Origin of the sequence: Mycolicibacterium duvalii, from assembly GCF_010726645.1 — a bacterium.
Lineage (GTDB): Bacteria > Actinomycetota > Actinomycetes > Mycobacteriales > Mycobacteriaceae > Mycobacterium > Mycobacterium duvalii.
On record NZ_AP022563.1, the window covers coordinates 18643 to 42265 of the forward strand.

24 protein-coding genes and 1 pseudogene are annotated in these 23623 nt (G+C 68.5%); 16 read left to right on the forward strand and 9 right to left on the reverse strand.

Features of this window, described 5'->3' with window-relative positions:
* Window positions 1–1062: an enoyl-CoA hydratase/isomerase family protein gene (locus G6N31_RS00120; protein WP_098002817.1), complete on the reverse strand. Its 1062-nt coding sequence runs from the start codon at window positions 1060–1062 to the stop codon at window positions 1–3.
* 159 nt (window positions 1063–1221) lie between these two features.
* On the opposite strand from G6N31_RS00120, the gene G6N31_RS00125 reads away from it, so the two are divergent.
* Complete coding sequence (locus G6N31_RS00125) at window positions 1222–2076, forward strand: Bax inhibitor-1/YccA family protein (RefSeq protein WP_098002818.1); 855 nt, start codon at window positions 1222–1224, stop codon at window positions 2074–2076.
* A gap of 208 nt (window positions 2077–2284) precedes the next feature.
* On the opposite strand, the gene G6N31_RS00130 is transcribed toward G6N31_RS00125, so the two are convergent.
* Both G6N31_RS00130 and G6N31_RS00135 read right to left on the reverse strand, forming a co-directional pair.
* Window positions 2285–3502, reverse strand: a complete 1218-nt coding sequence (locus tag G6N31_RS00130; protein ID WP_098002819.1) for an acetyl-CoA C-acetyltransferase — start codon at window positions 3500–3502, stop codon at window positions 2285–2287.
* Window positions 3503–3590: 88 nt separating this feature from the next.
* A complete protein-coding gene (locus G6N31_RS00135) occupies window positions 3591–4508 on the reverse strand; it encodes an SGNH/GDSL hydrolase family protein (RefSeq protein WP_234815249.1) in 918 nt (305 codons plus the stop codon).
* 265 nt (window positions 4509–4773) lie between these two features.
* On the opposite strand from G6N31_RS00135, the gene G6N31_RS00140 reads away from it, so the two are divergent.
* The 4 genes and pseudogenes from G6N31_RS00140 to G6N31_RS00155 all read left to right on the forward strand — a co-directional run bounded on the left by G6N31_RS00140 (window position 4774) and on the right by G6N31_RS00155 (window position 8611).
* Complete coding sequence (locus tag G6N31_RS00140; protein ID WP_098002821.1) at window positions 4774–5844, forward strand: alpha/beta hydrolase fold domain-containing protein; 1071 nt, start codon at window positions 4774–4776, stop codon at window positions 5842–5844.
* A 29-nt stretch (window positions 5845–5873) separates the two neighbouring features.
* Entirely contained in the window at window positions 5874–7268 is a 1395-nt protein-coding gene (locus G6N31_RS00145; protein WP_098002822.1) for a cystathionine beta-synthase, read from the forward strand.
* A 141-nt stretch (window positions 7269–7409) separates the two neighbouring features.
* A pseudogene (locus G6N31_RS00150) lies at window positions 7410–7853 on the forward strand (RDD family protein); the annotation flags it as partial.
* Between the two features lie 26 nt (window positions 7854–7879).
* Window positions 7880–8611, forward strand: coding sequence for an Rv1078 family RDD domain-containing protein (locus G6N31_RS00155; protein ID WP_098002824.1), 732 nt, complete (start codon window positions 7880–7882; stop codon window positions 8609–8611).
* A 13-nt stretch (window positions 8612–8624) separates the two neighbouring features.
* Here G6N31_RS00155 and G6N31_RS00160 read toward each other — a convergent pair whose 3' ends face one another.
* On the reverse strand, window positions 8625–9806 hold the full coding sequence (locus G6N31_RS00160) for an acyl-CoA dehydrogenase family protein (RefSeq protein ID WP_098002825.1): 1182 nt from the start codon (window positions 9804–9806) through the stop codon (window positions 8625–8627).
* A gap of 32 nt (window positions 9807–9838) precedes the next feature.
* Here G6N31_RS00160 and G6N31_RS00165 point away from each other — a divergent pair, with 32 nt between their 5' ends.
* Window positions 9839–11020: a cystathionine gamma-synthase gene (locus tag G6N31_RS00165; RefSeq protein WP_098002826.1), complete on the forward strand. Its 1182-nt coding sequence runs from the start codon at window positions 9839–9841 to the stop codon at window positions 11018–11020.
* Here G6N31_RS00165 and G6N31_RS00170 read toward each other — a convergent pair.
* The 3 genes from G6N31_RS00170 to G6N31_RS00180 all read right to left on the reverse strand — a co-directional run bounded on the left by G6N31_RS00170 (window position 11017) and on the right by G6N31_RS00180 (window position 12838).
* Window positions 11017–11682 (reverse strand): GOLPH3/VPS74 family protein, encoded by a 666-nt coding sequence (locus G6N31_RS00170; protein WP_098002827.1) that lies wholly within the window; start codon window positions 11680–11682, stop codon window positions 11017–11019. The two genes, G6N31_RS00165 and G6N31_RS00170, sit on opposite strands and share 4 nt — an antisense overlap.
* Before the next feature lie 7 nt (window positions 11683–11689).
* Window positions 11690–12184, reverse strand: a complete 495-nt coding sequence (gene greA, locus G6N31_RS00175; RefSeq protein WP_098002828.1) for a transcription elongation factor GreA — start codon at window positions 12182–12184, stop codon at window positions 11690–11692.
* Window positions 12185–12412: 228 nt separating this feature from the next.
* On the reverse strand, window positions 12413–12838 hold the full coding sequence (locus tag G6N31_RS00180) for a DUF4307 domain-containing protein (protein WP_098002851.1): 426 nt from the start codon (window positions 12836–12838) through the stop codon (window positions 12413–12415).
* Window positions 12839–12955: 117 nt separating this feature from the next.
* Here G6N31_RS00180 and mca point away from each other — a divergent pair, with 117 nt between their 5' ends.
* The 3 genes from mca to G6N31_RS00195 are packed head-to-tail and all read left to right on the forward strand — an operon-like array spanning window position 12956 to window position 14488.
* Window positions 12956–13828, forward strand: coding sequence for a mycothiol conjugate amidase Mca (gene mca, locus G6N31_RS00185; protein WP_098002829.1), 873 nt, complete (start codon window positions 12956–12958; stop codon window positions 13826–13828).
* The gene (locus tag G6N31_RS00190; RefSeq protein WP_098002830.1) at window positions 13825–14082 is read left to right on the forward strand and encodes a hypothetical protein; all 258 of its coding nucleotides are present in this window, start codon (window positions 13825–13827) and stop codon (window positions 14080–14082) included. The genes mca and G6N31_RS00190 overlap by 4 nt, the downstream gene beginning before the upstream one ends.
* 40 nt (window positions 14083–14122) lie before the next feature.
* Window positions 14123–14488 (forward strand): nuclear transport factor 2 family protein, encoded by a 366-nt coding sequence (locus G6N31_RS00195; protein ID WP_098002831.1) that lies wholly within the window; start codon window positions 14123–14125, stop codon window positions 14486–14488.
* 51 nt (window positions 14489–14539) lie between these two features.
* Here G6N31_RS00195 and trhA read toward each other — a convergent pair whose 3' ends face one another.
* Window positions 14540–15280 (reverse strand): PAQR family membrane homeostasis protein TrhA, encoded by a 741-nt coding sequence (gene trhA, locus G6N31_RS00200; RefSeq protein ID WP_098002832.1) that lies wholly within the window; start codon window positions 15278–15280, stop codon window positions 14540–14542.
* A gap of 56 nt (window positions 15281–15336) precedes the next feature.
* Between trhA and G6N31_RS00205 the strand changes: the two genes are divergently transcribed.
* The 5 genes from G6N31_RS00205 (at window position 15337) to G6N31_RS00225 (ending at window position 19987) form a co-directional block, all read left to right on the forward strand.
* On the forward strand, window positions 15337–16131 hold the full coding sequence (locus tag G6N31_RS00205) for a (2Z,6E)-farnesyl diphosphate synthase (RefSeq protein ID WP_098002833.1): 795 nt from the start codon (window positions 15337–15339) through the stop codon (window positions 16129–16131).
* A gap of 2 nt (window positions 16132–16133) precedes the next feature.
* Window positions 16134–17483: a hypothetical protein gene (locus G6N31_RS00210; protein ID WP_098002834.1), complete on the forward strand. Its 1350-nt coding sequence runs from the start codon at window positions 16134–16136 to the stop codon at window positions 17481–17483.
* Window positions 17484–17552: 69 nt separating this feature from the next.
* A complete protein-coding gene (locus G6N31_RS00215) occupies window positions 17553–17960 on the forward strand; it encodes a hypothetical protein (protein ID WP_098002835.1) in 408 nt (135 codons plus the stop codon).
* Window positions 17961–17991: 31 nt separating this feature from the next.
* The gene (locus G6N31_RS00220; protein ID WP_098002836.1) at window positions 17992–18405 is read left to right on the forward strand and encodes a hypothetical protein; all 414 of its coding nucleotides are present in this window, start codon (window positions 17992–17994) and stop codon (window positions 18403–18405) included.
* Window positions 18406–18487: 82 nt separating this feature from the next.
* Window positions 18488–19987, forward strand: coding sequence for an NAD(P)-binding protein (locus tag G6N31_RS00225; protein WP_098002852.1), 1500 nt, complete (start codon window positions 18488–18490; stop codon window positions 19985–19987).
* Here the strand turns inward: G6N31_RS00225 and coaA are convergent.
* Entirely contained in the window at window positions 19959–20909 is a 951-nt protein-coding gene (gene coaA / locus G6N31_RS00230) for a type I pantothenate kinase (protein WP_098002837.1), read from the reverse strand. The genes G6N31_RS00225 and coaA overlap by 29 nt on opposite strands.
* Before the next feature lie 30 nt (window positions 20910–20939).
* Between coaA and G6N31_RS00235 the strand changes: the two genes are divergently transcribed.
* Both G6N31_RS00235 and G6N31_RS00240 read left to right on the forward strand, forming a co-directional pair.
* The gene (locus G6N31_RS00235; RefSeq protein WP_098002838.1) at window positions 20940–22136 is read left to right on the forward strand and encodes a DUF885 domain-containing protein; all 1197 of its coding nucleotides are present in this window, start codon (window positions 20940–20942) and stop codon (window positions 22134–22136) included.
* A 17-nt stretch (window positions 22137–22153) separates the two neighbouring features.
* Window positions 22154–23620: a glycine hydroxymethyltransferase gene (locus tag G6N31_RS00240; protein ID WP_098002839.1), complete on the forward strand. Its 1467-nt coding sequence runs from the start codon at window positions 22154–22156 to the stop codon at window positions 23618–23620.
* The last annotated feature ends 3 nt before the right edge of the window (window positions 23621–23623 follow it).

Genomic DNA, 23623 nt, shown 5'->3' on the forward strand with positions numbered 1-23623 from the left:
TCACTCCTGTTCGAAGGTCAAATCGGGCTGCGCCGGCGCGAAGTACGCGTCGACGTCGGCAGCGGTGACGGCATCCAGCGAGGCCGGCGACCACTGCGGGTTGCGGTCCTTGTCGACGAGCTGCGCGCGGATGCCCTCCACCAGATCATGCGAGCGCAGCGACGCGCACGACGTCCGGAACTCCTGCACCAGCACGTCTTCGAGGGTGGCCAGGTCGGCCGCCTGCCGGACCGCGCGCAGCGTCACCGACAGCGCGACGGGGGAGCGGGTGGAGATCAGGTCGGCGGCCTTGGCGGCGGCACCGTCATCGTTGCCGCCGGCCGCGTCGTCATCGCGCAGCGCGGCGACGATGTCAGCGACGGTATCCCCGGCGTAACAGCGGTCGATCCACTCTTGTTCGGCCAGCAGCGGACTCGGCGGCGGCTCCTCGGCGTAGGCCGACAGGGCGGCGTCGACGCCGTCGCGGACGATCTTCTCGGTGAATGCGCCGAGGCCGTCGTGGGGCACGTAATGGTCGGCGAAGCCCATCGCGATGGCGTCCGGGCCGGAGAACGGAGCTCCGGTCAACGCTGCGTGCAGCCCGAGCCGTCCGGGGGTGCGTGCCAGGATGTAGGTGCCGCCGACGTCGGGGATGAAGCCGATCCCGACCTCGGGCATGGCCATCTTCGTGGTGTCGGTGACCACTCGCACGCTGCCGTGGGCGCTGATGCCGACCCCGCCGCCCATCGTGATGCCGTCCATCAGGGCGACGTACGGCTTGGGGTAGCGGCCGATCGCGGCGTTGAGCAGATACTCGTCGTGCCAGAAGCGGCGCGACTGATCGCCGCCGGCCTTGGCGTCGTGGTAGATCGCGACGACGTCTCCGCCGGCGCACAGGCCACGCTCACCCGCGCCGGAGATGACGACGGCCGTCACCGCGTCGTCGCGTTCCCACTGCCGCAGCGCCGCGTCGATCGCCGTGACCATCGGATGGGTCAGCGAGTTGATCGCCTTGGGTCGGTTGAGCGTGATCAATCCGATTCCGTTGTCGACCTTTACTAGGACATCCTCGTTTTCGTCCACGGAATGCAATCTAGATCGTCTCCCCGGCGCAGGCAGCGCCGGGTAAGGTTTCCTGTGAACCTCCTGGGAAAGTCGAACCCGCATTTCGGGAACCGTCCGAAATCCTCGCTCGTTGAGAGGGTGTTCGTCTCAGGACACAACACAGGAAAGGAACCGACGGTGCGCGAAAGCAGCAACCCGGTATTTCGTTCATTGCCCAAGGGGCAGCAGGGCGGATACGCGCAGTTCGGTACCGGAGCCGCCGCCGGCTACGGTGCACAGGCGGTCCACGCCGATCCCTATGTGAGCCAGTACCCCGATCAGCAGCAGACCGGTGTGTCGCGTCCGCTGACCATCGACGACGTCGTCACCAAGACCGGGATGACGCTCGCGGTGCTGAGCGCCGTCGCCGTCGTCTCCTACTTCCTGGTCTCCCAGAACCTGGGCCTGGCCATGCCGTTCACGCTGGTCGGCGCGCTCGGCGGGCTCGCACTCGTCCTCGTGGCCACCTTCGGACGCAAGCAGGACAACCCGGCCATCGTGCTCAGCTACGCCGCGCTCGAGGGTCTGTTCATCGGCGCGATCTCGTTCGTGTTCGCGAACCTGATCTCCACCGGCGGCCCCGGCATGATCGCCCAGGCGATCGTCGGCACCATCGGCGTTTTCTTCGGCATGCTCGTCGTCTACAAGACCGGCGCCATCCGTGTCACGCCGAAGTTCACCCGCATGATCGTCGCCGCCATGTTCGGTGCGCTGGCATTGATGCTGCTGAACCTGGTGCTCGCCGTGTTCGGCGTCGGCGGCGGTGAGGGCTTCGGCCTGCGCAGCGGCGGCCCGCTGGCGATCATCTTCTCGCTGGTGGTCATCGGCATCGCGGCGTTCAGCTTCCTGATCGACTTCGACGCCGCCGACCAGATGGTCCGTGCCGGCGCGCCGGAGAAGGCCGCGTGGGGCATCGCTCTCGGCCTGACCGTCACCCTGGTCTGGCTGTACATCGAGATCCTGCGTCTGCTCAGCTACTTCAATCAGGACTAGCTTCGCTACGAGAAAGGGCGTCCACCGCGGTGGGCGCCCTTTTTCGTACCTGCTGTAGCTGCTGTCGGCTCGACGAGCGTGCGGTGGGGGCGGCTTGCGGCGTGCTTTTCCGCCACGAGTTCACGCTCGGCGGGCCGGTCGCCCTGGACGCACACTCGGCGCGCGCGTGCCCGGGCCTCGGAGTGCCCGGGCCGTGGCCAGCCGACGACTACGAGAGCCGCTCCACCACCATCGCCATGCCCTGCCCGCCGCCGACGCACATCGTCTCGATGCCGAACGTCTTGTCGTGGGTGGCCAGGTTGTTGAGCAGGGTGGCGGTGATCCGCGCGCCGGTCATGCCGAACGGATGCCCGAGGGCGATCGCCCCGCCGGACACGTTCAGCTTGTTCTCGTCCATGCCCAGCTCGCGCGCCGAACCCAGCACCTGCACCGCGAAGGCCTCGTTGATCTCGTACAGGTCGATGTCGGAGATGCTCATCTTCGCGTTGGCCAAGGCCTTCTTGACCGCCTCGATCGGGCCCAGGCCCATGATCTCGGGCGACAGCCCCGACACCCCGGTCGACACGATGCGAGCCAGCGGCGTGAGCCCGAGCTCCTTGGCCTTGGTGTCGCTCATGATCACCACCGCGGCGGCGCCGTCGTTGAGCGGGCACGCATTGCCGGCGGTGATCGTGCCGTTGGGACGGAACACCGGCTTGAGCTGGCTGATCTTCTCGTAAGTGGTGCCCGCGCGGGGGCCGTCGTCGGTCGACACCACGGTGCCGTCGGGCAGCGTCACCGGCGCGATCTCACGCTCGAAGAAGCCGCTCTTGATGGCTTCCTCGGCGCGGTTCTGCGAGCGCACACCCCAATGGTCCTGGTCTTCGCGGCTGATCCCGGTGAAGGCCGCGACGTTCTCGGCGGTCTGGCCCATGGCGATGTAGACGTCGGGCAGCAGCCCGTCCTCGCGCGGGTCGTGCCACTCCGTCGCACCCTCGGCGGCCTTGGCGGTGCGCGCCTGCGCATCGGCGAAGAGCGAATTCTTGCTGTCCGGCCAGCCGTCGGCGGTGCCGTTGCCGAACCGCGAAACGGTCTCCACGCCGGCGGAGATGAACGCGTCGCCCTCACCGGCCTTGATCGCGTGGAAGGCCATCCGCGTGGTCTGCAGCGACGACGAGCAATACCGGTTGACCGTGGTGCCGGGCAGGAAGTCGTAGCCCAGTTGCACCGCCACCACCCGGGCGATGTTGTAGCCGGCCTCACCGGCGGGTTGACCGCAACCCATGATCAGGTCGTCGATGTCGCGCGGATCCAGTGCGGGCACCTTCTCCAGCACCGCCTGCACCATCTGCGCGGCGAGATCGTCGGGACGCATCGACACCAGCGATCCCTTGTTGGCCCGGCCGATGGGCGAGCGGGCAGTGGCGACGATGACGGCTTCAGGCATGACGGCTCCTCGGGTGCAGCGATGCGAACTACCCACGAACCTAGCTGGCGCTCACGCTGACCGGCGCGCCCGCCTCCCCTCCGGACGTCTATACAAGCGTCGGCGCCCTGCCCAGCACCGGCGCGGGCACCCCGGTCGACCGCCGCCACAGGCGGCTGAGCCCGCCGAGCCGGCCCAGCAGCCCCCGGTCGTCTGAGCGCGACACCAGGGCGGCCTCGGGCGGGGTTCCGGAGTTGCACTCACCCAGGGCCTGACACAGCGCGGGCAACAGCTGCTTGCCGGCCAGCGAATACCCCGCGGCCGACGGATGGAACATGTCGGTGGAGAACAACAGCTCGGGCGTCTTGTGGAAGTGCGGGGCCAACAGATCCGCGAACGGCACCGGCACCCCACCGGCGGCACGCACCGCGGCCGCCTGCGCCCGGGCCAACCGCAGCCCCCGCGCCCGACACCACGACCGCAATGGTTGCGGGATCGCTTTGATGACGCCGAAGTCCGGGCACGTGCCGACGACGACGACGGCGTCGCCGGCGCGCAGCCGCTGCACGGCCCGGCCGAGCCGGCGCGCCGACGGGCCGATGCCGTTGGGCCGGGTGATGTCGTTGGCGCCGATCATGATGACCGCGGCGTCGGGCGGACGCCCGGCGACGAACATCGCGTCGATCTGTCCGGACAGCCCCTTCGACGTCGCTCCGACGATCGCCTTGGTACTGAGCCGGATGCGCTTACCGGATTCCTCGGCCAACCCGCGGGCCAGCAGCACGCCGGGCACCTCCTCGGCGTCGGAGCAGCCATAGCCGGTGGCCGTCGAGTCTCCGAAGACCATCAGGTGCAGGTCGAACGGGATGTCGCGCTCCCAGCGCTGTACCGGTCCGCCGCCGGGCGCGTACACGCCGTCGGCCCGGGGCGGCACGTCCCACGCTTTCGGGATGACCTGGCGGGCCTTGTCGGCCTGGCCCGTCAGGAGGTTGCGGGCGCCGACGTAGGCCGAGCCCGTGGAGGCCAACGTGGCGAGGGTCCAGAGAAACGCCGATCGCCGCGGTCCGCGACCACGGGAAGCATCAGCTGCGCTGCCCACGAACCGAGTTTATGACTCGAATGCTGACATTTCGCGTGGCGACCGCGGCCAGCCGGTCACAGTGCGGTATCAAGTCCGGTAGTAAATGCGTTTAACCCATTGTGATAGTGGTTACACGTGTCAAGCTAAGTTACGAGATCGTCTGAGTAACTCAGCTTATCCCGGCTCTACAACGGCGTAGAAAGTGGTGGCGATGACGGCACCGAGCAAGGTCCCCAGTACTGCTCATCTGGGTGTTCGCCCAGGTAAGAGCCTAAAACCGCGCCGGTTTCCGGTCAGTGACGGTGCCCCGGTCGAGGTCGTCGAAGACGGTCCCAGCGTTGCCGGACGCATGCTCGGGCTGGCCGCCTCAATGACGATCAAGCCGTTCCTGACCGTCGGCAGCTACGCCCCCAAGCTCCCTTGGCCGTGGGGAGTGCTGGACTTCGCGGCCCGCGTCATCAAGCCCGCTCCGGGCACCGTTCGGGCGACCATCTCGCTTCCGCACTGCAACGCCCAACTGGTGCGCGCCGCGGGGGTGCTCCCCGCCGACGGCCACCGCAGCGTCATCCTCTACCTGCACGGTGGGGCTTTCCTGACGTGCGGGGTCAACACCCATGGCCGGCTGACCACTGCCCTGTCCAAGGCCGCCGACGCGCCGGTCCTGGTCGTGAACTACCGGATGATCCCGAGGCACTCCGTCGGCACCGCGCTCGACGACTGCTACGACGGCTACAAGTGGTTGCGCGAGCTCGGCTACGAGCCCGACCAGATCGTGCTGGCCGGGGACTCCGCCGGCGGTTATCTTGCGCTGTCGCTGGCCGAGCGGCTCCAGGCCGAGGGTGTCGACGGCTACCAGGGTGAGACCCCGGCGGCGGTGGTCACCATGTCGCCGCTGTTCGAGATCGACAACGAGGCGCGCGCCGACCACCCCAACGCCCACACCGACGCGATGTTCCCGCCCAAGGCCTTCCACGCGCTCGTCGAGCTCATCGAGGTCGCAGCGGCAAAGCGCACCGTCAACGGCGAGCCCGAACCGACATATGAGCCGCTCGACCACATCGAACCCGGCCTTCCGCGCACATTGATCCACGTCTCCGGATCCGAGGTGCTGCTCAGCGACGCCCGCAAGGCCGCACGTCTGCTGGCCGCCGCCGGCGTTCCGGTCGAGGTGCGGGTCTGGCCCGGTCAGATGCATGTGTTCCAGCTCGGCGCCCCGATGGTGTCGGAAGCCAGCCGGTCCCTGAAGCAGATCGGGGAGTACATCCGAGAGGCCACCTGGTAGTCGCCCGGCGCGCCTGACACGATGGACTCATGCGCATTGCCCGGCACATCAGCGAGCTCATCGGAAACACCCCCCTGGTACAGCTGACATCGGTGGTGCCGCCGGGAGCCGGCATGGTCGCGGCCAAGGTCGAGTACCTCAATCCGGGCGGCAGCTCCAAGGACCGCATCGCGGTCAAGATGATCGACGCCGCCGAGGCCAGCGGCGAACTGCGGCCCGGCGGCACGATCGTCGAGCCCACCTCCGGCAACACCGGCGTCGGTCTGGCGCTGGTGGCCCAGCAGCGCGGATACAAGTGCGTGTTCGTCTGCCCGGACAAGGTCAGCGAGGACAAGCGCAACGTGCTTCGCGCCTACGGCGCCGAGGTCGTGGTGTGTCCGACGGCCGTTCCGCCCGACCACCCCGACAGCTACTACAGCGTCTCGGATCGGTTGGTCGCCGAGATCGACGGCGCGTGGAAGCCCGACCAGTACTCCAACCCGATGGGCCCGGAGAGTCATTACGAAACCACCGGTCCCGAGATCTGGGCCGACACCGACGGCAAGGTCACCCACTTCGTCGCCGGTGTCGGAACCGGCGGCACCATCACCGGCGCAGGCCGCTATCTCAAAGAAGTGTCCGGCGGCCGGGTGAAGGTGATCGGCGCCGACCCGGAGGGCTCGGTGTACTCCGGTGGCACCGGACGGCCGTATCTGGTCGAAGGCGTCGGCGAGGACTTCTGGCCGGCTGCCTACGACCCGTCGGTTCCCGACGAGATCATCGCCGTGTCCGACGCCGACTCGTTCGAGATGACCCGCCGGCTCGCCCGCGAGGAAGCGCTGCTGGTCGGCGGATCGTGCGGCATGGCGGCGGTCGCGGCTGTCCAGGTTGCCGAGCGCGAGGGTCCCGACGCGCTGGTCGTGGTGCTGCTGCCCGACGGCGGACGCGGGTACATGTCGAAGATCTTCAACGACGACTGGATGTCGTCGTATGGCTTCCTGCGCAGCCGCCTCGACACCAAGGCGACCGAGTCGACGGTCGGCGATCTGTTGCGGGGCAAGTCCGGCGCGCTGCCGGATCTGGTGCACACCCACCCGTCGGAGACGGTGCGCGACGCGATCACCATCCTCAACGAGTACGGGGTCTCCCAGATGCCGGTGGTCGGTGCGGAGCCGCCCGTGATGGCCGGGGAGGTCGCCGGCAGCGTGTCCGAACGAGAGCTGCTCTCGGCGGTCTTCGAGGGACGCGCCAAACTCGCCGACGCGGTTGCCGAGCACATGAGTCCACCGCTGCCGCTGGTCGGCGCCGGCGAGCTGGTCAGCAGCGCAGCCAAGACACTGCGCGAGTGCGACGCGGTGATGGTCGTCGAGGAGGGCAAGCCGGTCGGCGTGCTGACCCGCCATGACCTGCTGAGTTACCTGTCCGCCGACACCGGAGGGACTTAGCCGGGCATCTGCCGCCCCGCAAAGCCGACCAAGATCGACAACCTGCCGGAAAGCGCTGCGTGCCGCGCGGGCTCGGGTAGTGTAAGCACGCTTGTTTCGGGCTGAGACTTTCTCGGGAAGGTGTCCATGACCGATCGACGGCCACCGCCGGGTGGCTACTCGGCGAATGCGGTTGTGACGCTGCCGAAGGAGTCGTACACGCCGTGGGTGACACGGGTGCTGGCCCAGGTGATCGACATGGTGCCCGTGGTGATCGCGTTCGGTATCGCCTGGGGTGTCCAGGGCGGCACCGGCAGCCAGGTGGCCCCCATGGTGGCGATGCTGGCAGTGCTCGGTTACGCGGTGTGGAACTTCGGTTACCGCCAGGGCACCACCGGTTCCAGCCTGGGCAAGTCGATCGCCCGGTTTCGGGTGCTCAGTGAAAAGACTTCGCAGCCGATCGGTTTCGGGCTGTCGATACTGCGCCAACTGGCCCACGTCATCGACGGGGCGATCTGCTACGTCGGCTATCTGTTTCCGCTGTGGGATACCAAGCGCCAGACGATCGCCGACAAGATAATGACGACGGTCTGCGTACCGCAGTAGACATCCGACACGACACAGGAGCGACCATGACAGACAACCCAGCAGGGCCGGGCGGCACGCCGCAGGGCGGGTACCAGCCTCCCGGGAACTACCCACCGCCGCCTCCGGGGTCGCAGCCCACGCCGCAGGGCGGCTATGCGCCCCCGCCGCCTCCCGGCGGCTATCCGCCACCGCCGCAGGGGAATTACCCCCCGCCGGGGGCGTACCCGCAGGCGCAGTACGGGGGCGGCTTTCCAGGGCAGGTCACGGAACTGCCGAAGGAGGCCTACACCCCGTGGCACCACCGTGTCGGCGCCTGGTTCATCGACAACATCCCGGTGTTCATCATCGCCGGTATCACGCAGGGCATCGCGGTCGGAACCGGCGACAACAACTGCGTCACCTACAACGGCGGGGTGGAGTGCACCTCGCAGTACTCGGCGATCGGGACCACCATCTCGCTGCTCGGTTCGCTGCTGACACTGGCGTATGTCATCTGGAACTACGGCTACCGGCAGGGCACCACCGGCTCGAGCATCGGCAAGTCTGTGCTCAAGTTCAAGGTCGTCAGCGAAAAGACTTGGCAGCCCATCGGTTTCGGTCTGTCGATCGTCCGCCAGCTGGCGCACATCGTCGACACCATCATCTGCTACATCGGTTACCTGTTCCCGCTGTGGGACCGGAAGCGTCAGACGCTGGCCGACAAGATCATGAGCACCGTCTGCGTCCCGCTCAACCCGCAGCCGCTGCCGCCCGGCCCGCCGCCGCAGCAGTACTGAGGACCCCCAGGCTTCATCGGAAGGCGCTGACGCCGGTCAGTGCCTCTCCGATGACCAATTGGTGCACCTCCGAGGTGCCTTCGTAGGTCAGCACCGACTCCAGGTTGTTGGCATGACGCATCACCGGATATTCCAGCGTGATGCCGTTGGCGCCCAACAGAGTTCGGCACTGTCGGGCGATCTCGAGTGCCTCGCGGACATTGTTGAGCTTGCCGACGCTGACCTGCTCGGGGCGGATGCGGCCGTCGTCCTTCAACCGGCCCAGGTGGAGCGCCAGCAGCTGGGCCTTGCTCAACTCGACGGCCATGTCGGCGATCTTGGCCTGGGTCAACTGGTAGCCGGCCAGCGGCTTGTCGAACACGTCGCGGCTGCGCACGTACTCGATCGTCGCCTCCAGGCAGTCCCGGGCGGCGCCGACGGCGCCGAACACGATCCCGAACCGGGCCTCCGACAGGCAACTCAACGGGCCCTTCAACCCCTCGGCGCCGGGCAGCCGGACGTCTTCGGGCACCCGCACGTCGTCGAGGCTGAATTCGGCGGTGACCGAGGCGCGCAACGACAGCTTGTGCGTCATCTCCCGGGCGCTGAATCCCGGTGTCGAGGTCGGCACCGCGAAACCGAGCACGTGCCCGCCCGGCTCGCGCGCCCAGACGATCGCGACGTCGGCGACCGAGGCGTTGGTGATCCACATCTTCGATCCGTTGAGGATCCAGTCCGACCCGTCCCGGCGCGCGGTGGTGCGCATGCCGCCCGGGTTGGAGCCGAAATCGGGCTCGGTGAGTCCGAAGCAGCCGATCAGCTCCCCGGCGGCCATCCCCGGCAGCCATTGCTCGCGCTGCTCCTCGCTGCCCCAGCGGTGGATGGCGTACATCGCCAGCGAACCCTGCACCGAGACCAGGCTGCGCAGGCCACTGTCGATGGCCTCGAACTCCTGGCACACCAGGCCGTATGCGGTGGCGCTGGAGCCGCCGCAGCCGTAGCCGGTCAGGTGCATGCCGAGCAGGCCGAGCTTGCCGATCTCGACGGCGAGTTCGCGCACCGGCACCCGACCGGTCTCGAACCACTCGGCGACGTGCGGGCGCAGTCGCTGTTCGCCGAACTGGCGCACCATGGCGCGCAGGTCGCGGTCCTCGGCGCGCAACAGCGCGTCGAGGTCGAGCAGGCTTTCGATCGGGGTGCTCCCAGCGGTGGACATGACCAAGTTCTACACCGCTACCCTGGGCAGCCATGGGCGAGCAGCGCAGCGCAACCGATCATTACCGGAGCTACGGTTTCGCGACCAAGGCCATTCACGCCGGTTATCGGCCTGATCCGGCCACCGGGGTGGTCAACCCGCCGATCTATGCCAGCTCGACGTTCGCCCAGGACGGCGTGGGCGGTCTGCGCGGGGGCTACGAGTATGCGCGTACCGGCAATCCCACCCGCTCGGCGCTGGAAACGGCACTGGCCGCCGTCGAGCAGGCCTCCTACGGGCGGGCCTTCAGCTCCGGGATGGGGGCCACCGACTGCGCGCTGCGGGCGGTGCTGCGCCCCGGCGACCACCTGGTCATCCCCGACGACGCCTACGGCGGCACCTTCCGGCTGATCGACAAGGTGTTCGCGCTCTGGGACATCAGCTACACCGCCGTGGCGCTGTCCGACCTGGACGCTGTCCGGGCCGCCATCACCGACCGCACCAAGCTGATCTGGGTCGAGACCCCGACCAACCCGCTGCTGTCCATCGCCGACATCGGCGGGATCGCCGCGCTCGCCGCCGAATCGCAGGTCAAGGTTCTGGTCGACAACACCTTCGCCTCCCCGGCGCTGCAGCAGCCGTTGGCGCTGGGCGCCGACATCGTGCTGCACTCGACCACCAAGTACATCGGCGGGCACTCCGATGTGGTCGGCGGGGCCCTGCTGACCAACGACGAGGCCCTCGACGATGCGTTCGCGTTCCTGCAGAACGGCGCCGGCGCGGTTCCGGGCCCGTTCGACGCGTACCTGACCATCCGCGGCCTCAAGACGCTGTCACTGCGGATGCAGCGCCACAGCGAGAACGCCGCGGCGATCGCGGAGTTCCTCGACGGGCACCCGGCGGTGTCCACCGTGCTCTATCCGGGCCTGCCCGGCCATCCCAACCACAGTGTCGCCGCAGCGCAGATGAGCGGCTTCGGCGGCATGGTGTCGGTGCGACTGGCGGGCGGCCCGCAGGCGGCGCGGGACTTCTGCGCGCGCACCGAGTTGTTCATCCTGGCCGAGTCGCTGGGCGGGGTGGAGTCGCTGATCGAGTATCCCGGCGCGATGACGCACGCGTCCACGGCGGGATCGCAGCTCGAGGTGCCCGACGATCTGGTGCGCCTGTCGGTCGGGATCGAAGACGTCGCCGATCTGCTCGGCGACGTCGAGCAGGCACTGGGCTCGCTCGGTTAACCCAGCCCGGTCAGGGCCTGGCGCACCGTGGCCGCGGTGACCGCCAGGTTCACCTCCGCCAGACCCGACGGTGCCTCGTCGACCCAGCTGCCGGCGGCGATCTCACCGGCGCGCGCGTGGACCCAGCGCCAGCCGCGGTCGTTGAGGCTCAGCAGCGCGCCGAGCCCGTCGACCGCGTGCAGGACGGTGACGATCGCCGCGGTGACCGGAGACGGGGGCTCACGTTCGAACAGCGCGGCCAAAAGCGCCGTACGGGCCGCGCCGGTCCGGTTCCGGTCGGTCGGCGGGAACGCGAAGTCGCGCCGAAAACGCCTGTCCGGCAGGGCGATCCGGTTGATCCGCCCCGCGGACTCCAGGTGGGCGACCAGTCGCTCTTCGGTGTGCCGGCTCAGCTTCTTGATCGCCGAGGCAGCCCGCGTCGGTCGGGCACGGAGCAAGTCCAGTGCGGGTGCGGCCACCGGATGCACCGGCCCGGGCGCATCCAGCGCGACGAGGGTGCCCGCGGGCGCCGGATCACCCGCGGTGGCGGGACGAATCCGGCATCCGTGGGCCAAATCGAGCAGCACCGCGGCCGCGACCACGTGGTGGCGGCGCGGCCGGTCCAGCGCCGGCTGCGCCGAGGCGTTGTCGAGCAGCAGCAGGAACAGGTCCTCGGCGATCAACCAGCGATCAACCGTGGTAGGGCTCAGCGCTGACGAGCGTGACCTTGATGGTGCTGCCGCTGGGCACGGTGTACTCGCGGGTCTCGCCGACCTTCGCGTCGATGAGGGCCTCGCCCAGCGGCGACTTCGGCGAGTAGACCTCGAGCTTGCCGTCGCTGACGCCCTCCTGGCGGGTGGCGATCAGGAACGTCTCGGTGTCGTTCTTGTCGTCGTCGTAGTAGACGGTGACCACCGAACCGGGCAGCGCCACGCCGGACTGCGTGGGCGCCTCGCCGACCTTGGCATTGTTGAGCAGTTCCTGCAGCTGCCGGATGCGGGCCTCCTGCTGTCCCTGCTCTTCGCGGGCCGCGTGGTATCCGCCGTTCTCGCGCAGGTCGCCTTCCTCGCGGCGGTCGTTGATCTCGGCGGCGATCACCGGCCGGTTGGCGATCAACTGGTCCAACTCCGCCTTGAGCCGGTCGTAGGCCTCTTCGGTGAGCCAGGTGACCTGGGTGTCGGTCATGTCGTCGCGCTCCTGTCGTTGTTGCTTCCGCGCTGGTGTGCGTAAGAAGATTCCCCGGACACGGCGCCGGGCCTGTGCTGCGTGTATCGCTGCGATCAGGCGCGCTGGTCTCGGCGCCCAAATGCAGCAATACACGGCCCCAGCTGGAACCGTGTATCGATCCATGGTAGCACCGCCGGGATACCCGGAATTCGGAATTTCGCTGTCTGCCGTTGGTTGCGCGGTGGGTCAGTCGCTGGTTTCGAGGTAGGCGGGAACGTCGGTGCCGCATCCGTAGACGTCGCCGACCACCGGAGGTTTGCTCGTCTTCACAACGGCGGTGACCTGCACCGTCGACTCGTTCGACGGGGCAATGAGGACTTCGCGTCGGCCCACCTCGTCGCCGTCGTAGGCGCGTCCCCGCACGATGCACACCACGGGCTGGGCAGGGTCTTCGCGGGTGACGCTGAGAGTGACTTCGACGGTCGCGTCGTCGAGGACGCGGTAACCGCCGATCTCGCCTTCGACCTCGGCGGTACCGAGGCGGCTGTACGCGATCGCGGCGATCGCCACGCCGGCGACCAGCACCAGAGCCGTCAACAGGACGACGATCAGGCGGCGCCTGCCGGGGCTCAGCCGCTGCCGTCCGTAGCGGGCGGCGGGACGTTCGATCATCTCGTTTTGCATGCCCGTCGGTCGGATAGGTCTACTAGGACTGGAACTATAAGGCCATCGCAGTGGTTGAACCGTTGCGTGAGTGCCCGTGCGAGTGAGCAGCTAAGAGGGAACAGGTTGAGCGAACTGCGGTTGATGGCCGTGCACGCCCATCCGGACGACGAGTCCAGCAAGGGTGCGGCCACGATGGCGCGCTACGTCGACGAGGGCGTGCGCGTCCTTGTGGTGACGCTGACAGGTGGCGAGCGTGGCGACATCCTGAACCCCGCCATGGACCTCCCGGAGGTCCACGGCCGGATGACCGAGATCCGTCGCGACGAGATGGCCAAGGCAGCCCGGATCCTCGGCGTCGAGCACCACTGGCTCGGCTTCGTCGACTCCGGCCTGCCCGAGGGCGACCCGCCGCCTCCGCTGCCGGACGGATGCTTCGCACTCGAGCCCCTCGAGGTTCCGACCGAAGCGCTGGTGCGGGTCGTCCGCGATTTCAAGCCGCACGTCATGACCACCTACGACGAGAACGGCGGGTACCCGCACCCCGACCACATCCGCTGCCATCAAGTCTCGGTCGCGGCCTACGAGGCAGCCGGCGACCACCGCCTGTATCCGGACGCCGGGGAGCCGTGGAGTGTGGCCAAGCTCTACTACAACCACGGTTTCCTGCGGCAGCGCATGCAGGTCCTGCAGGACGAGTTCGCCAAGCACGGTCAGGAAGGGCCGTTCGCCAGGTGGTTGGCGAGCTGGGACCCCGACGAGGACGTGCTGGGCAAGCGGGTGACGACGCGCATCGAGTGCGCGAAGTATTTTGCGGTGCGTGACGAGGCGCTGTTGGCCCACGCCACCCAGATCGACCCCAAGAGCTTCTTCTTCACCACGCCGATGGACTGGCAGCAACGCCTCTGGCCGACCGAGGAGTTCGAGTTGGCGCGCTCGCGGGTTCCGGTGCGGCTGCCCGAGACCGATCTGTTCGCCGGAATCGAGGGACGCGAATGACCGACGTGTTGACCACCGGCCTGGAGTTCGTCACCGTGGTGCTGGCCCAGGACGAGCCGCGCCAGACCGGACCGGAGTTCGGCAAGGCCAGCCCGTTCGGGTTGATCGTATTGGTGCTGCTGCTGATCGCCACGTTCGCGCTGGTGTGGTCGATGAACCGACACCTGCGCAAACTGCCCAAATCGTTCGACACCGACACCGACACCGATGACGGCGGCTCCGCGGCCGGCGCCGGCAAGCGCGACCCGGACTGATCCCGTGTCGGGCCGCGGGGGGTTGTGTAGCCTGCCGCACATGAGCTTTGAGCCCGACGCCCTCGAGAAACTCGTCACGCGCTACCTCGACACCGTCGCCACCGGCACCGCCGACGACGTCGCCGCGCTCTACGCCGAGGACGCCACGCTCGAGGACCCGGTCGGCGGTGGCGAGGTGCACATCGGCCGTCAGGCCATCGCGGGGTTCTACAAGAACGCCGAAGGCGCCGAGCTCAAGACCGAGCTGCTGTCGTTCCGCGCCGGCGGTCACGAGGCCGCGTTCGTCTTCGCGATCACCGTCGGCACGATGCGCATCGAGCCGATCGAGGTGATGACCTTCAACGCCGACGGGCAGATCACCTCGATGAAGGCCTACTGGGGCCCGCAGAACATCACCCAGCTGTAGCGATTTGGGCGTGATTATCGACGCTGGGCGACGACAAACACGCCGAAATCGCTAGAAGACGGCGAACCACATCGCGATGTAGTGGCAGATCGCCGCGACTGCGGTGCAGGCGTGGAAGAACTCGTGGTGGCCGAACGTCGAGGGCCACGGGTTCGGCCACTTCAACGCGTAGAGCACGCCGCCGATGCTGTAGAGCACGCCACCGACGATCAGCAGCACGACCGCGGCCACGCCGGCGCCGTGGGTGATCGGTCCGATGAACCAGACCGCGACCCAGCCCAGCAGGATGTAGAGCGGCACCCCGAGCCAGCGCGGCGACGACGGCCACAGCATCTTCAGCGCGACGCCGGCCAGGGCACCGCCCCAGACGATCCAGAACAGCGTCATACCGTTGCGCTCCGGAAGCGCCAGCAGCGCGAACGGCGTGTAGCTGCCCGCGATGAACACGAAGATCATCGAGTGATCGGCGCGCTTCATCCATTTGCGCGCGGTGACCGACGTCCAGTTCACGCGGTGGTAGACGCCGCTGACGGCGAACATCGCCACGATCGTCAGGGTGTAGATCAACGTCGCGATGCCGGCCCGGGTGGACTCCATCGCCCACGACACAGCGACCAGCGCGGCGCCGGCGATCACCGCGATGATCGCCGAGTACACGTGAATCCAGCCGCGCAATCGCGGTTTGCCGAGGAACTGGGCCACCCCGCCGGCGACGGCCTCGGGGAGGTCCTCCGGTTCCCAGGGCTCCCGCGGCGAGTCGGCGGTGTACCACGGTTCGAGGGATGTCGGCATATCACCTCCGCTGAGTGGCTTTGGGGCATCCGGAGCCAACAGTAGTCTGGACGATCGTGGACCTCATTCCGCGGCGCCTCAAGGAGCCGGCGTATCGGCTCTACGAGATGCGCCTGCGCCAGGGGTTGTCGCCGTCTCGGACGCAGCTGCCGCGTCACATCGCGGTGCTGTGCGACGGAAACCGCCGGTGGGCGCGTGAAGTCGGCCACGACGACGTCAGCTACGGCTATCGCGCCGGGGCCCGCAAGATCGCCGAGATGCTGCGCTGGTGTGACGAGATCGGCATCGAGATGGCCACTGTCTATCTGCTCTCGACCGAGAACCTGCAGCGCGACGCCGGGGAGCTGTCGTGCCTGATCGAGATCATCACCGAGGTCGTCGAGGAGATCTGCGCACCGGTCAACCGGTGGAGCGTGCGCACCGTCGGCGATCTCGAGCTCATCGGCGAGGAACCTGCGCGTCGGTTGCGCGACGCGGTGTCCTCGACCGCGGACGCCCGCACCGCGTCTTTTCATGTCAACGTCGCCGTCGGCTACGGCGGGCGCCAAGAGATCGTCGATGCCGTCCGCGCGCTGCTGAGCAAAGAGATCGCCAACGGCGCCACCGGTGAGCAGCTGGTGGAAGCCGTTACCGCCGAAGCGATCTCGGAGAACCTGTATACCTCGGGTCAGCCGGACCCGGATCTGGTGATCCGCACGTCCGGTGAACAACGGCTGTCGGGCTTCCTGCTGTGGCAGAGCGCGTACTCGGAGATGTGGTTCACCGAGGCCTACTGGCCGGAGTTCCGACGCATCGACTTCCTGCGCGCGGTACGCGATTACAGCGCCCGGCACCGCCGCTACGGGCGGTAGCCATGGTGGCCCTGTCCGCGGTGGTGTTCACACTGAGCTGGTGGCTGGGGCTGTACCTGGTGGCCCGCGACCCCCGCAAGCCGGTGCTGGTGCTCGCCTCGATCGGGTTGACGAGTTTCGCGCTGGTGGTGGCGCTGGACGCGGTGCGGGTGGTGACGCGTTCGGAGGTGCTCGGCGCCGTCGAGATCTACCTCGTCGCGGTGCCGGGCGTGGCGTGGTTCGCGGTGTTGCTGGAGCTGTCACGCCCCCGGGACAGCTGGCGGAATCGGTCCCGCGACGCCGGACTGGTCGCCGGTGTCGCGCTGCTGGCGTTCTGCGGGGCGGCGCTGGCCGGTGACGTCGAAGGTCCGCTGCGGCTCGGGCACTGGGTGGTGTTCGCGGCGGTGTCGGTGCCGTCGCTGCTGGCGCTGGTGCATGCGGTGGCCCGGCGTTCTCAGCCCGGCCCGGTGGTCGGCTTCGTCGTCGTCGCGACCTTGTTCTTCGCACTCGGAAACGCGATCCTGGTGATCCCGCTCGGGCTGGTCCCGAGCTGGCTGGCGTTGGCCGCCACCGGTTTCGACGTGGCGCTGCTCGGCGTCGCAGTCGCGATGGGCGACGCGTTCGACGAAGGGCAGGCCCTGCGCGGGGACATGTTGCGGTCGGTGGCGGCGACGCTGGTGGTGGCGGTGCTGTTCGGCGGCCAGGTGCTGGTCGCGGCAGCGGTCACGGGTCCGAGCGCCACGCTGACGGTGCTGCTGTTCACCAGTCTGGCGGTGGCCATCGCGATCAACGTGCTGGCCGATCCGCTGGCCGGGGTGCTGGACCGGTTGGCGTTCTCCCGGTCGCCGGACCTGCGGGCCGACCGGGCGGCACTGCGTGACACCGAGGCGGCACTGCCGCGCCGGGCCGCCACCCCGCTGGACGACATGGACGAGGACACCTTCGTGCGGGTCACCCGGCGCGCGCTGAGCCACTACGGCGACCTGTCCAAACTCGTGGCCAGCCCGTTGACCGCGCTGCCGGTCATCGACGAGCGGTTGGCCCGCCGCGGGGCACCGGATCAACCCCTAGAGCGGGCCAACGAACTTCGCGGCCTGCTCGCCGAACGCATCGCGGTGCTCAAACCGCGTGGCGGTGCGGACTTCGGCACCACCGAGCAGTGGCGCCACTACAACTCGCTGTACTTCCCCTACGTCGTCGGCGTGCGGGCCTACGCGCAGAACGCGACCGCCGCGGGTCTGGACCCGGTGGCCCGCCAGGCCTGGCACTGGTTCGTCAGTGACGTGCCGCAGCGCTCGCTGCACAACTGGCAGAACGCCGCCGCGCGCGTCATCGCCGCCGACTTGCGGAGCACCGTCACCGCAGCGCGCTGACCTGGGCCTGGCAGCGTTTGGCAGCGTTCGGCGTCGATCTGGCAGTGGATCGTTCGCACCATCGGTGCCATGACCGCCATCACGACCCGTCCCGCGCCGGACACCGATCACTCGCTGCTGCGGTTCTCGCTGCGCGCCGACGCCACCCTGTGCGCCGGTGCCGGGTTGTTCGTCGCGATGGCCGCCGACCCGCTGGCGCGGCTGTCCGGTCTGCCCGCCACCGCTGAGTGGATCGGCGGCGCGGCGCTCGTCGTCTACGGCGTGCTGCTCTACGCGGCCGCGGGGATCGCCGACGTGCGCCGCGTCGGCGTCGGCGTCGTCGCCGGCAACGCGATCTTCACCGCCGCGGTGGCCGTCGTACTGGCGACCGGCGTGCTGCCCCTGACCGGCGTCGGCGTCACCGCCACGGCCGCGTTCGCCGCGGCCACGGCGGGGCTGACCCGGCTGCAGTACCTCGGGCTGCGCCGCCTGGCGTGACCCGACAACCCACGAAGAAAGGAACACCCTCATGACCGCTACGACGTCCTCCCGGCTCACCGGGTCCACCGATTCCTTGTTGCGCTTCGCGATGCGCGCCGACGCCGTCCTGAGCGGCCTCACCGGAGTCGCGCTGCTGATCTTCGCGCCCGCGGTCGCCGACATCTCGGGCACCACGCCGCTCGTCGAGTACGCCACCGGTGCGTTCTTCGTCGTGTTCGCGATCGCGGTGCTGGCGCTGGCCTCCCGCCCGGCAATTCGCACGTCGGGGCTGCTGCTGGCCGCCGGGAACCTGCTGTTCAGCGTCGCCACGGTGGTGGTGGTCCTGGCCGGGGTGTGGCCGCTGACCACCACGGGGGTGGTGCTCGTCCTGGGTACCGGGGTCTACACGCTGGTGATGGCCGAACTGCAGTACCAGGGTGTGCGGCGGATCCAGAAAGCCTGAGCGGAAGTGCAGTAGTCGACTACTTATCCGTCGCGGGCCTGCGCGCTCACACTTAGAGGTACGCCGCGTGGAGGAGGTCGCCGTGTCCGTCAACTCCCATCACATCAGCCAGACGGACACGTGCGACCTCTGCGTCGTCGGTGCCGGGATCGCGGGACTCAACGCGTTGTTCGTCGCGAGTCGTTACCTGGGCAGGAACCGGAAAGTCCTCCTCATCGACCGGCGCCCACGGGTCGGCGGCATGTGGATCGACACCTATCCGTACGTTCGGCTGCACCAGCCACACCCGATGTTCACCGCCGGCAACATCGGCTGGACTCTGAACCGGGAGCCGTCCTACCTCGCGTCGAAAGACGAGGTGCTCGACCACTTCAGCCACTGCCTCGCCGAGATCAAGGATCGGTTGACCGTCGACGAACGGTACGGCTGGGAGTTCGAATCCGCCGAACCGATCCTCGGCGGCGTCCGTGTCGTGTGCCGGGCACCCGACGGCAGCAGTCGAACCATTGACGCCGCGCGGCTGATCAAGGCCTACGGACTACGGGTAACCCCCAACGAGCCGCTGGCATTCTCGAGCGCGCGGGTGCGCTCGGTGTCTCCTGACAGCTGCGACGTCCGGACCGGCGAGATCGCTGAAAGTACCGCGCCGGTGTACATCGTCGGCGGCGGCAAGACCGCGATGGACACTGCGCACACCCTGGTCACGACGTACCCGGGTCGGCAGGTCAATTTGGTCGCCGGCTCGGGCACGTTCTTCACCGACCGGGACAAGTTCTTCCCCGCCGGGCGGCGGCGCTGGGTGGGGAGCACGCTGCTCAGCGAGATGGCCGTCGACATGTGCCGGCGCTTCGACGGCGCCAATGAACAGCAGATGGCTGCGTGGTACCGCGCCACCTACGGCACCTCGATGACGCCGCAGGCAGGCAATTTCCTGCTGGGCGTGCTCTCGCAGGCGGAGAACACCACGATCGCGGGCGGCGTCAACGAGGTGATGATGGAGCATCTCGAAGACATCGTCGACCGCGACGGCCACACCGAGCTTCTCTTCCGCAGCGGCGCCACTGCGCCGGTCGAGGACGGCAGCTGGATCATCAACTGCACCGGCTACCTCACCGGAGCCGACCAGCCCTACGAGCCCTACACCTCGTCGGGCGGGACCGTGCTCTCGATTCAGGTGCGTTCGGCCACGATGCATCTCACATCGTTCATGGGCTATTTCATGACCCATCTGATGTTCTTGGACCAGCTGCGGGAGCTGCCGCTCTACGAGCTCGACATGCAGGAGATGCTGCAGCGGAACAAGACCGTGCTGCCGTATGCGATGTTCGCGCTCGCGCAATACAACCTGGGCCTGATGGCAGACGCCATGCCGTCGAAGGTGTTCCGCGAATGCGGGCTGGACTTCGACCGCTGGTATCCGTGGCCGCGCCGCACGGTCGGTGCGGTGCGCTTCATGCTGAACCATCGTCGGGAGCGTGACCACCTGCGCCAAGTCCTCGACACCGTCAGAGTCCGCTGCGACGTGCGGTGCGGACCGTTGAGCCACGGTGACGCTACAGCTTGCGCAGCCGCAGCCGGTTGATCGAATGATCGGAGTCCTTGCGCAGCACCAGCGTCGCGCGCGGCCGCGTCGGCAGGATGTTCTCGATCAGGTTGGGCCGGTTGATGGAATGCCAGATGTCGCGGGCCGCGAACACGGCCTGCTCGTCGGTCAGCGTGGAGTAGTGGTGGAAGTGCGATGCCGGGTCGGCGAACGCGCCCGCGCGCATCGACAGGAAACGGGAGATGTACCAGTTCTCGATGTCCTCGATGCGCGCGTCGACGTAGACGGAGAAGTCGAACAGGTCGGAGACCATCAGCGCCGGACCGGTCTGCAGGACGTTGAGCCCTTCCAGGATGAGGATGTCGGGGTGTTCGATGATCTGTTTCTCGCCCGGCACGATGTCGTAGAGCAGGTGTGAGTAGACCGGTGCGCAGGCCGCGTCGGAGCCCGATTTCACCGCGGTGACGAACCGCATCAGGCCGCGCCGGTCGTAGCTTTCCGGGAATCCTTTGCGGTGCATCAGGTTCCGGCGGGCCAGCTCTCTGTTCGAGTACAGGAAGCCGTCGGTGGTCACCAGATCCACCCGCGGGTGATGCTCCCAGCGCGCCAGCAGGGCCTGCAGCACACGGGCCGTCGTGGACTTGCCGACAGCCACACTGCCCGCGACGCCGATGATGAACGGCACCGGTCGATCCGGGTTCTGCGTCGGGTCGCCGTCGGAGTCGCCGAGGAACGCGGCGGTGGTGGCGAACAGCGCCTGACGCGCGGCCACCTGCAGGTGGATCAACCGCGCCAGCGGCAGATAGACCTCTTCGACTTCGAGCAGATCGATCTTCTCGCCGAGCCCGCGCAGTTTGACGAGTTCTTCTTCGGTCAACTTCAGCGGTGTCGACGACCGGAGCCCCCGCCACTGACTTCGATCGAACTCCACGTAGGGGCTGGGTTCGCTCAGCCGAGCCATGCGCCCAGTCTTGCAGTTAGCTTGGTTGCCATGGACCCCGGCACCCTGATCCGCGAGTACCTGACGCTCGGGCTGCGCTTCGACCGCGTGGAGGACGGTTACGTCGACGCGTTCACCGGCGACGCGGCGTTGCGCCGCGAGGTGCAGAACGAACCGCCGCCCGACCCGGCTGCACTGGCCCGCCGCGCCGCGCAGCTGCAGGCCGAACTGCCCGCGGGGCTGGCCCCGGACCGCGCCGCCTTCGTCGGCGCCCACCTGCGCGCGCTGGAGTGCGCGGCGCGCAAATTCGCCGGCGAGCAGGTCGGCTTCGTCGACGAGGTCGAGGCGTACTTCGACGTGCGGATCGCCAAAGGCGACCCGGAGCGGTACCGGGAGGCCCACGCCAAGCTCGACGAGGCGCTCGACGGGACCGGCCCGCTGGCCGAGCGGGTGCAGGCCCACCGCGCGGCAGAGGAGATCCCGCCCGCCCGGCTGGAGGAAGCCATCCACGCGTTCTCGTCGGCGTTGCGCGACCGCGTCCGGGCGACGTTCCCGCTGCCCGAGCGCGAGACCATCACCTACGAGGTGGTCACCGACAAGCCGTGGTCGGGGTTCAACTACTACCTCGGCGACTACCGCTCGACCGTCGCGGTCAACGCCGACCTCAAGCAGCAGATGTCGAACCTGCCGCGGCTGGTGGCCCACGAGTCCTATCCCGGTCACCACACCGAGCACTGCCGCAAAGAGGCCGGGTTGGTCGAGGACAAGGGGCAGGCCGAGCAGACGATCTTCCTGGTCAACACGCCGCAGTGCCTGATGGCCGAGGGACTGGCCGATCTGGCGTTGTACGCGGCAGTGGGGCCGCAGTGGGGGAGTTGGGCCACCGAGATCTACGCCGACCTGGGGTTGCGGTTCGACGGTGACCGCGCCGAGGCGGTGTCCGAGGCGACGGCGGCGCTGGCCGACGTGCGCCAGGACGCCGCGCTGATGCTGCACGACGAGCACCGTGACGTCGACGACGTGGTCGCGTTCCTCAAGCAGTGGCTGCTGGTCAACGACGAGCGTGCCCGCCAGATGTTGCGGTTCCTGTCCTCGCCGCTGTGGCGCGCCTACACCAGCACCTACGTCGAGGGCTACCGGCTGCTGCGCGGCTGGCTCGACGCCAGACCCGACGGTGTGACGCTTACCGAACGTTTCACCACGTTGCTCGACGAGCCGCTGATCCCGTCGTCGCTGCGCAGCGGCTAGCCCGATAGGCTTCCGGCATGACTGCTGAGTCCGTCACCGCCGGTCTGGGTGCCGAGTACGCCGACACCGCCAGCGAGGCCTACCGGGCCGCGCTGCGGGTGATCGAGACCGTGGAGCCGCGCATCGCCGAGGCCACCCGCAAGGAGCTCGACGACCAGCGCACGTCGCTGAAGCTGATCGCCAGCGAGAACTACGCCTCGCCCGCGGTGCTGCTGACCATGGGCACCTGGTTCTCCGACAAGTACGCCGAGGGCACCATCGGGCACCGGTTCTACGCCGCCTGCCAGAACGTCGACACGGTCGAGGCGCTGGCCGCCGAACACGCTCGCGAACTGTTCGGGGCGCAGTACGCCTACGTCCAGCCGCACTCCGGCATCGACGCGAACCTGGTCGCCTACTGGGCGATCCTGGCGACCCGGGTCGAGGGGCCGGGACTGGCCGAGCTGGGCGCCAAGCATGTCAACGACCTGTCCGAAGCCGACTGGGAGAGCTTGCGCAACAAGCTGGGCAACCAGCGCCTGATGGGCATGTCGCTGGACACCGGCGGGCACCTGACCCACGGGTTCCGGCCCAATATCTCCGGCAAGATGTTCCATCAGCGCCAGTACGGGACCGATCCGACCACCGGGTTCATCGACTATGACGCCGTCGCCGCCGCGGTGCGCGAGTTCAAGCCGCTGGTGCTGGTCGCCGGCTACTCGGCCTACCCGCGTCGGGTCAACTTCGCCAAGATGCGCGAGATCGCCGACGAGGTGGGCGCGACCCTGATGGTCGACATGGCGCATTTCGCGGGCCTGGTGGCCGGCAAGGTGTTCACCGGGGACGAGGATCCGGTGCCGCACGCGCACGTGGTCACGACGACGACGCACAAGTCTTTGCGCGGCCCCCGCGGCGGTCTGGTGCTGGCCACCGAGGAGTACGCACCGGCGGTCGACAAGGGCTGCCCGATGGTGCTGGGCGGCCCGCTGTCGCACGTGATGGCGGCCAAGGCCGTCGCGCTGGCCGAGGCCCGCCAACCGGCGTTCCGGACGTACGCCCAGGCCGTCGCCGACAACGCCCAGGCGCTGGCCGACGGTTTCGTCAAGCGGGACAGCAGCCTGGTCACCGGCGGCACCGACAACCACCTGGTGCTGCTGGACGTGACGTCGTTCGGGCTCACCGGCCGGCAGGCCGAATCGGCGCTGCTGGACTCGGGCATCGTGACCAACCGCAACGCGATCCCGGCCGACCCGAACGGCGCCTGGTACACCAGCGGCATCCGGTTCGGCACGCCGGCGCTGACCACGCGCGGCTTCGGCGCCGACGACTTCGACCGCGTCGCCGAGCTGGTGGTCGAGGTGCTGGAGAACACCCAGCCCGCCGCCGGACCCAACGGTCCGTCGAAGGCCAAGTACACGCTGGCCGACGGCACCGCCGAGCGGGTCCGCAGCGCCGCGGCCGAATTGCTGGACGCCAACCCGCTGTACCCGGGCCTGACGCTGTAGCAC

What these genes read in the sequence shown, in the direction of transcription:
- G6N31_RS00130 (WP_098002819.1), bottom strand. Translation starts at nt 3,502, where the DNA reads ATGCCTGAAGCCGTCATCGTCGCCACTGCCCGCTCGCCCATCGGCCGG.
- G6N31_RS00140 (WP_098002821.1), top strand. Translation starts at nt 4,774, where the DNA reads ATGACGGCACCGAGCAAGGTCCCCAGTACTGCTCATCTGGGTGTTCGC.
- G6N31_RS00145 (WP_098002822.1), top strand. Translation starts at nt 5,874, where the DNA reads ATGCGCATTGCCCGGCACATCAGCGAGCTCATCGGAAACACCCCCCTG.
- G6N31_RS00155 (WP_098002824.1), top strand. Translation starts at nt 7,880, where the DNA reads ATGACAGACAACCCAGCAGGGCCGGGCGGCACGCCGCAGGGCGGGTAC.
- G6N31_RS00160 (WP_098002825.1), bottom strand. Translation starts at nt 9,806, where the DNA reads ATGTCCACCGCTGGGAGCACCCCGATCGAAAGCCTGCTCGACCTCGAC.
- G6N31_RS00165 (WP_098002826.1), top strand. Translation starts at nt 9,839, where the DNA reads ATGGGCGAGCAGCGCAGCGCAACCGATCATTACCGGAGCTACGGTTTC.
- greA (WP_098002828.1), bottom strand. Translation starts at nt 12,184, where the DNA reads ATGACCGACACCCAGGTCACCTGGCTCACCGAAGAGGCCTACGACCGG.
- G6N31_RS00180 (WP_098002851.1), bottom strand. Translation starts at nt 12,838, where the DNA reads ATGATCGAACGTCCCGCCGCCCGCTACGGACGGCAGCGGCTGAGCCCC.
- G6N31_RS00190 (WP_098002830.1), top strand. Translation starts at nt 13,825, where the DNA reads ATGACCGACGTGTTGACCACCGGCCTGGAGTTCGTCACCGTGGTGCTG.
- G6N31_RS00195 (WP_098002831.1), top strand. Translation starts at nt 14,123, where the DNA reads ATGAGCTTTGAGCCCGACGCCCTCGAGAAACTCGTCACGCGCTACCTC.
- trhA (WP_098002832.1), bottom strand. Translation starts at nt 15,280, where the DNA reads ATGCCGACATCCCTCGAACCGTGGTACACCGCCGACTCGCCGCGGGAG.
- G6N31_RS00210 (WP_098002834.1), top strand. Translation starts at nt 16,134, where the DNA reads ATGGTGGCCCTGTCCGCGGTGGTGTTCACACTGAGCTGGTGGCTGGGG.
- G6N31_RS00215 (WP_098002835.1), top strand. Translation starts at nt 17,553, where the DNA reads ATGACCGCCATCACGACCCGTCCCGCGCCGGACACCGATCACTCGCTG.
- G6N31_RS00220 (WP_098002836.1), top strand. Translation starts at nt 17,992, where the DNA reads ATGACCGCTACGACGTCCTCCCGGCTCACCGGGTCCACCGATTCCTTG.
- coaA (WP_098002837.1), bottom strand. Translation starts at nt 20,909, where the DNA reads ATGGCTCGGCTGAGCGAACCCAGCCCCTACGTGGAGTTCGATCGAAGT.
- G6N31_RS00235 (WP_098002838.1), top strand. Translation starts at nt 20,940, where the DNA reads ATGGACCCCGGCACCCTGATCCGCGAGTACCTGACGCTCGGGCTGCGC.
- G6N31_RS00240 (WP_098002839.1), top strand. Translation starts at nt 22,154, where the DNA reads ATGACTGCTGAGTCCGTCACCGCCGGTCTGGGTGCCGAGTACGCCGAC.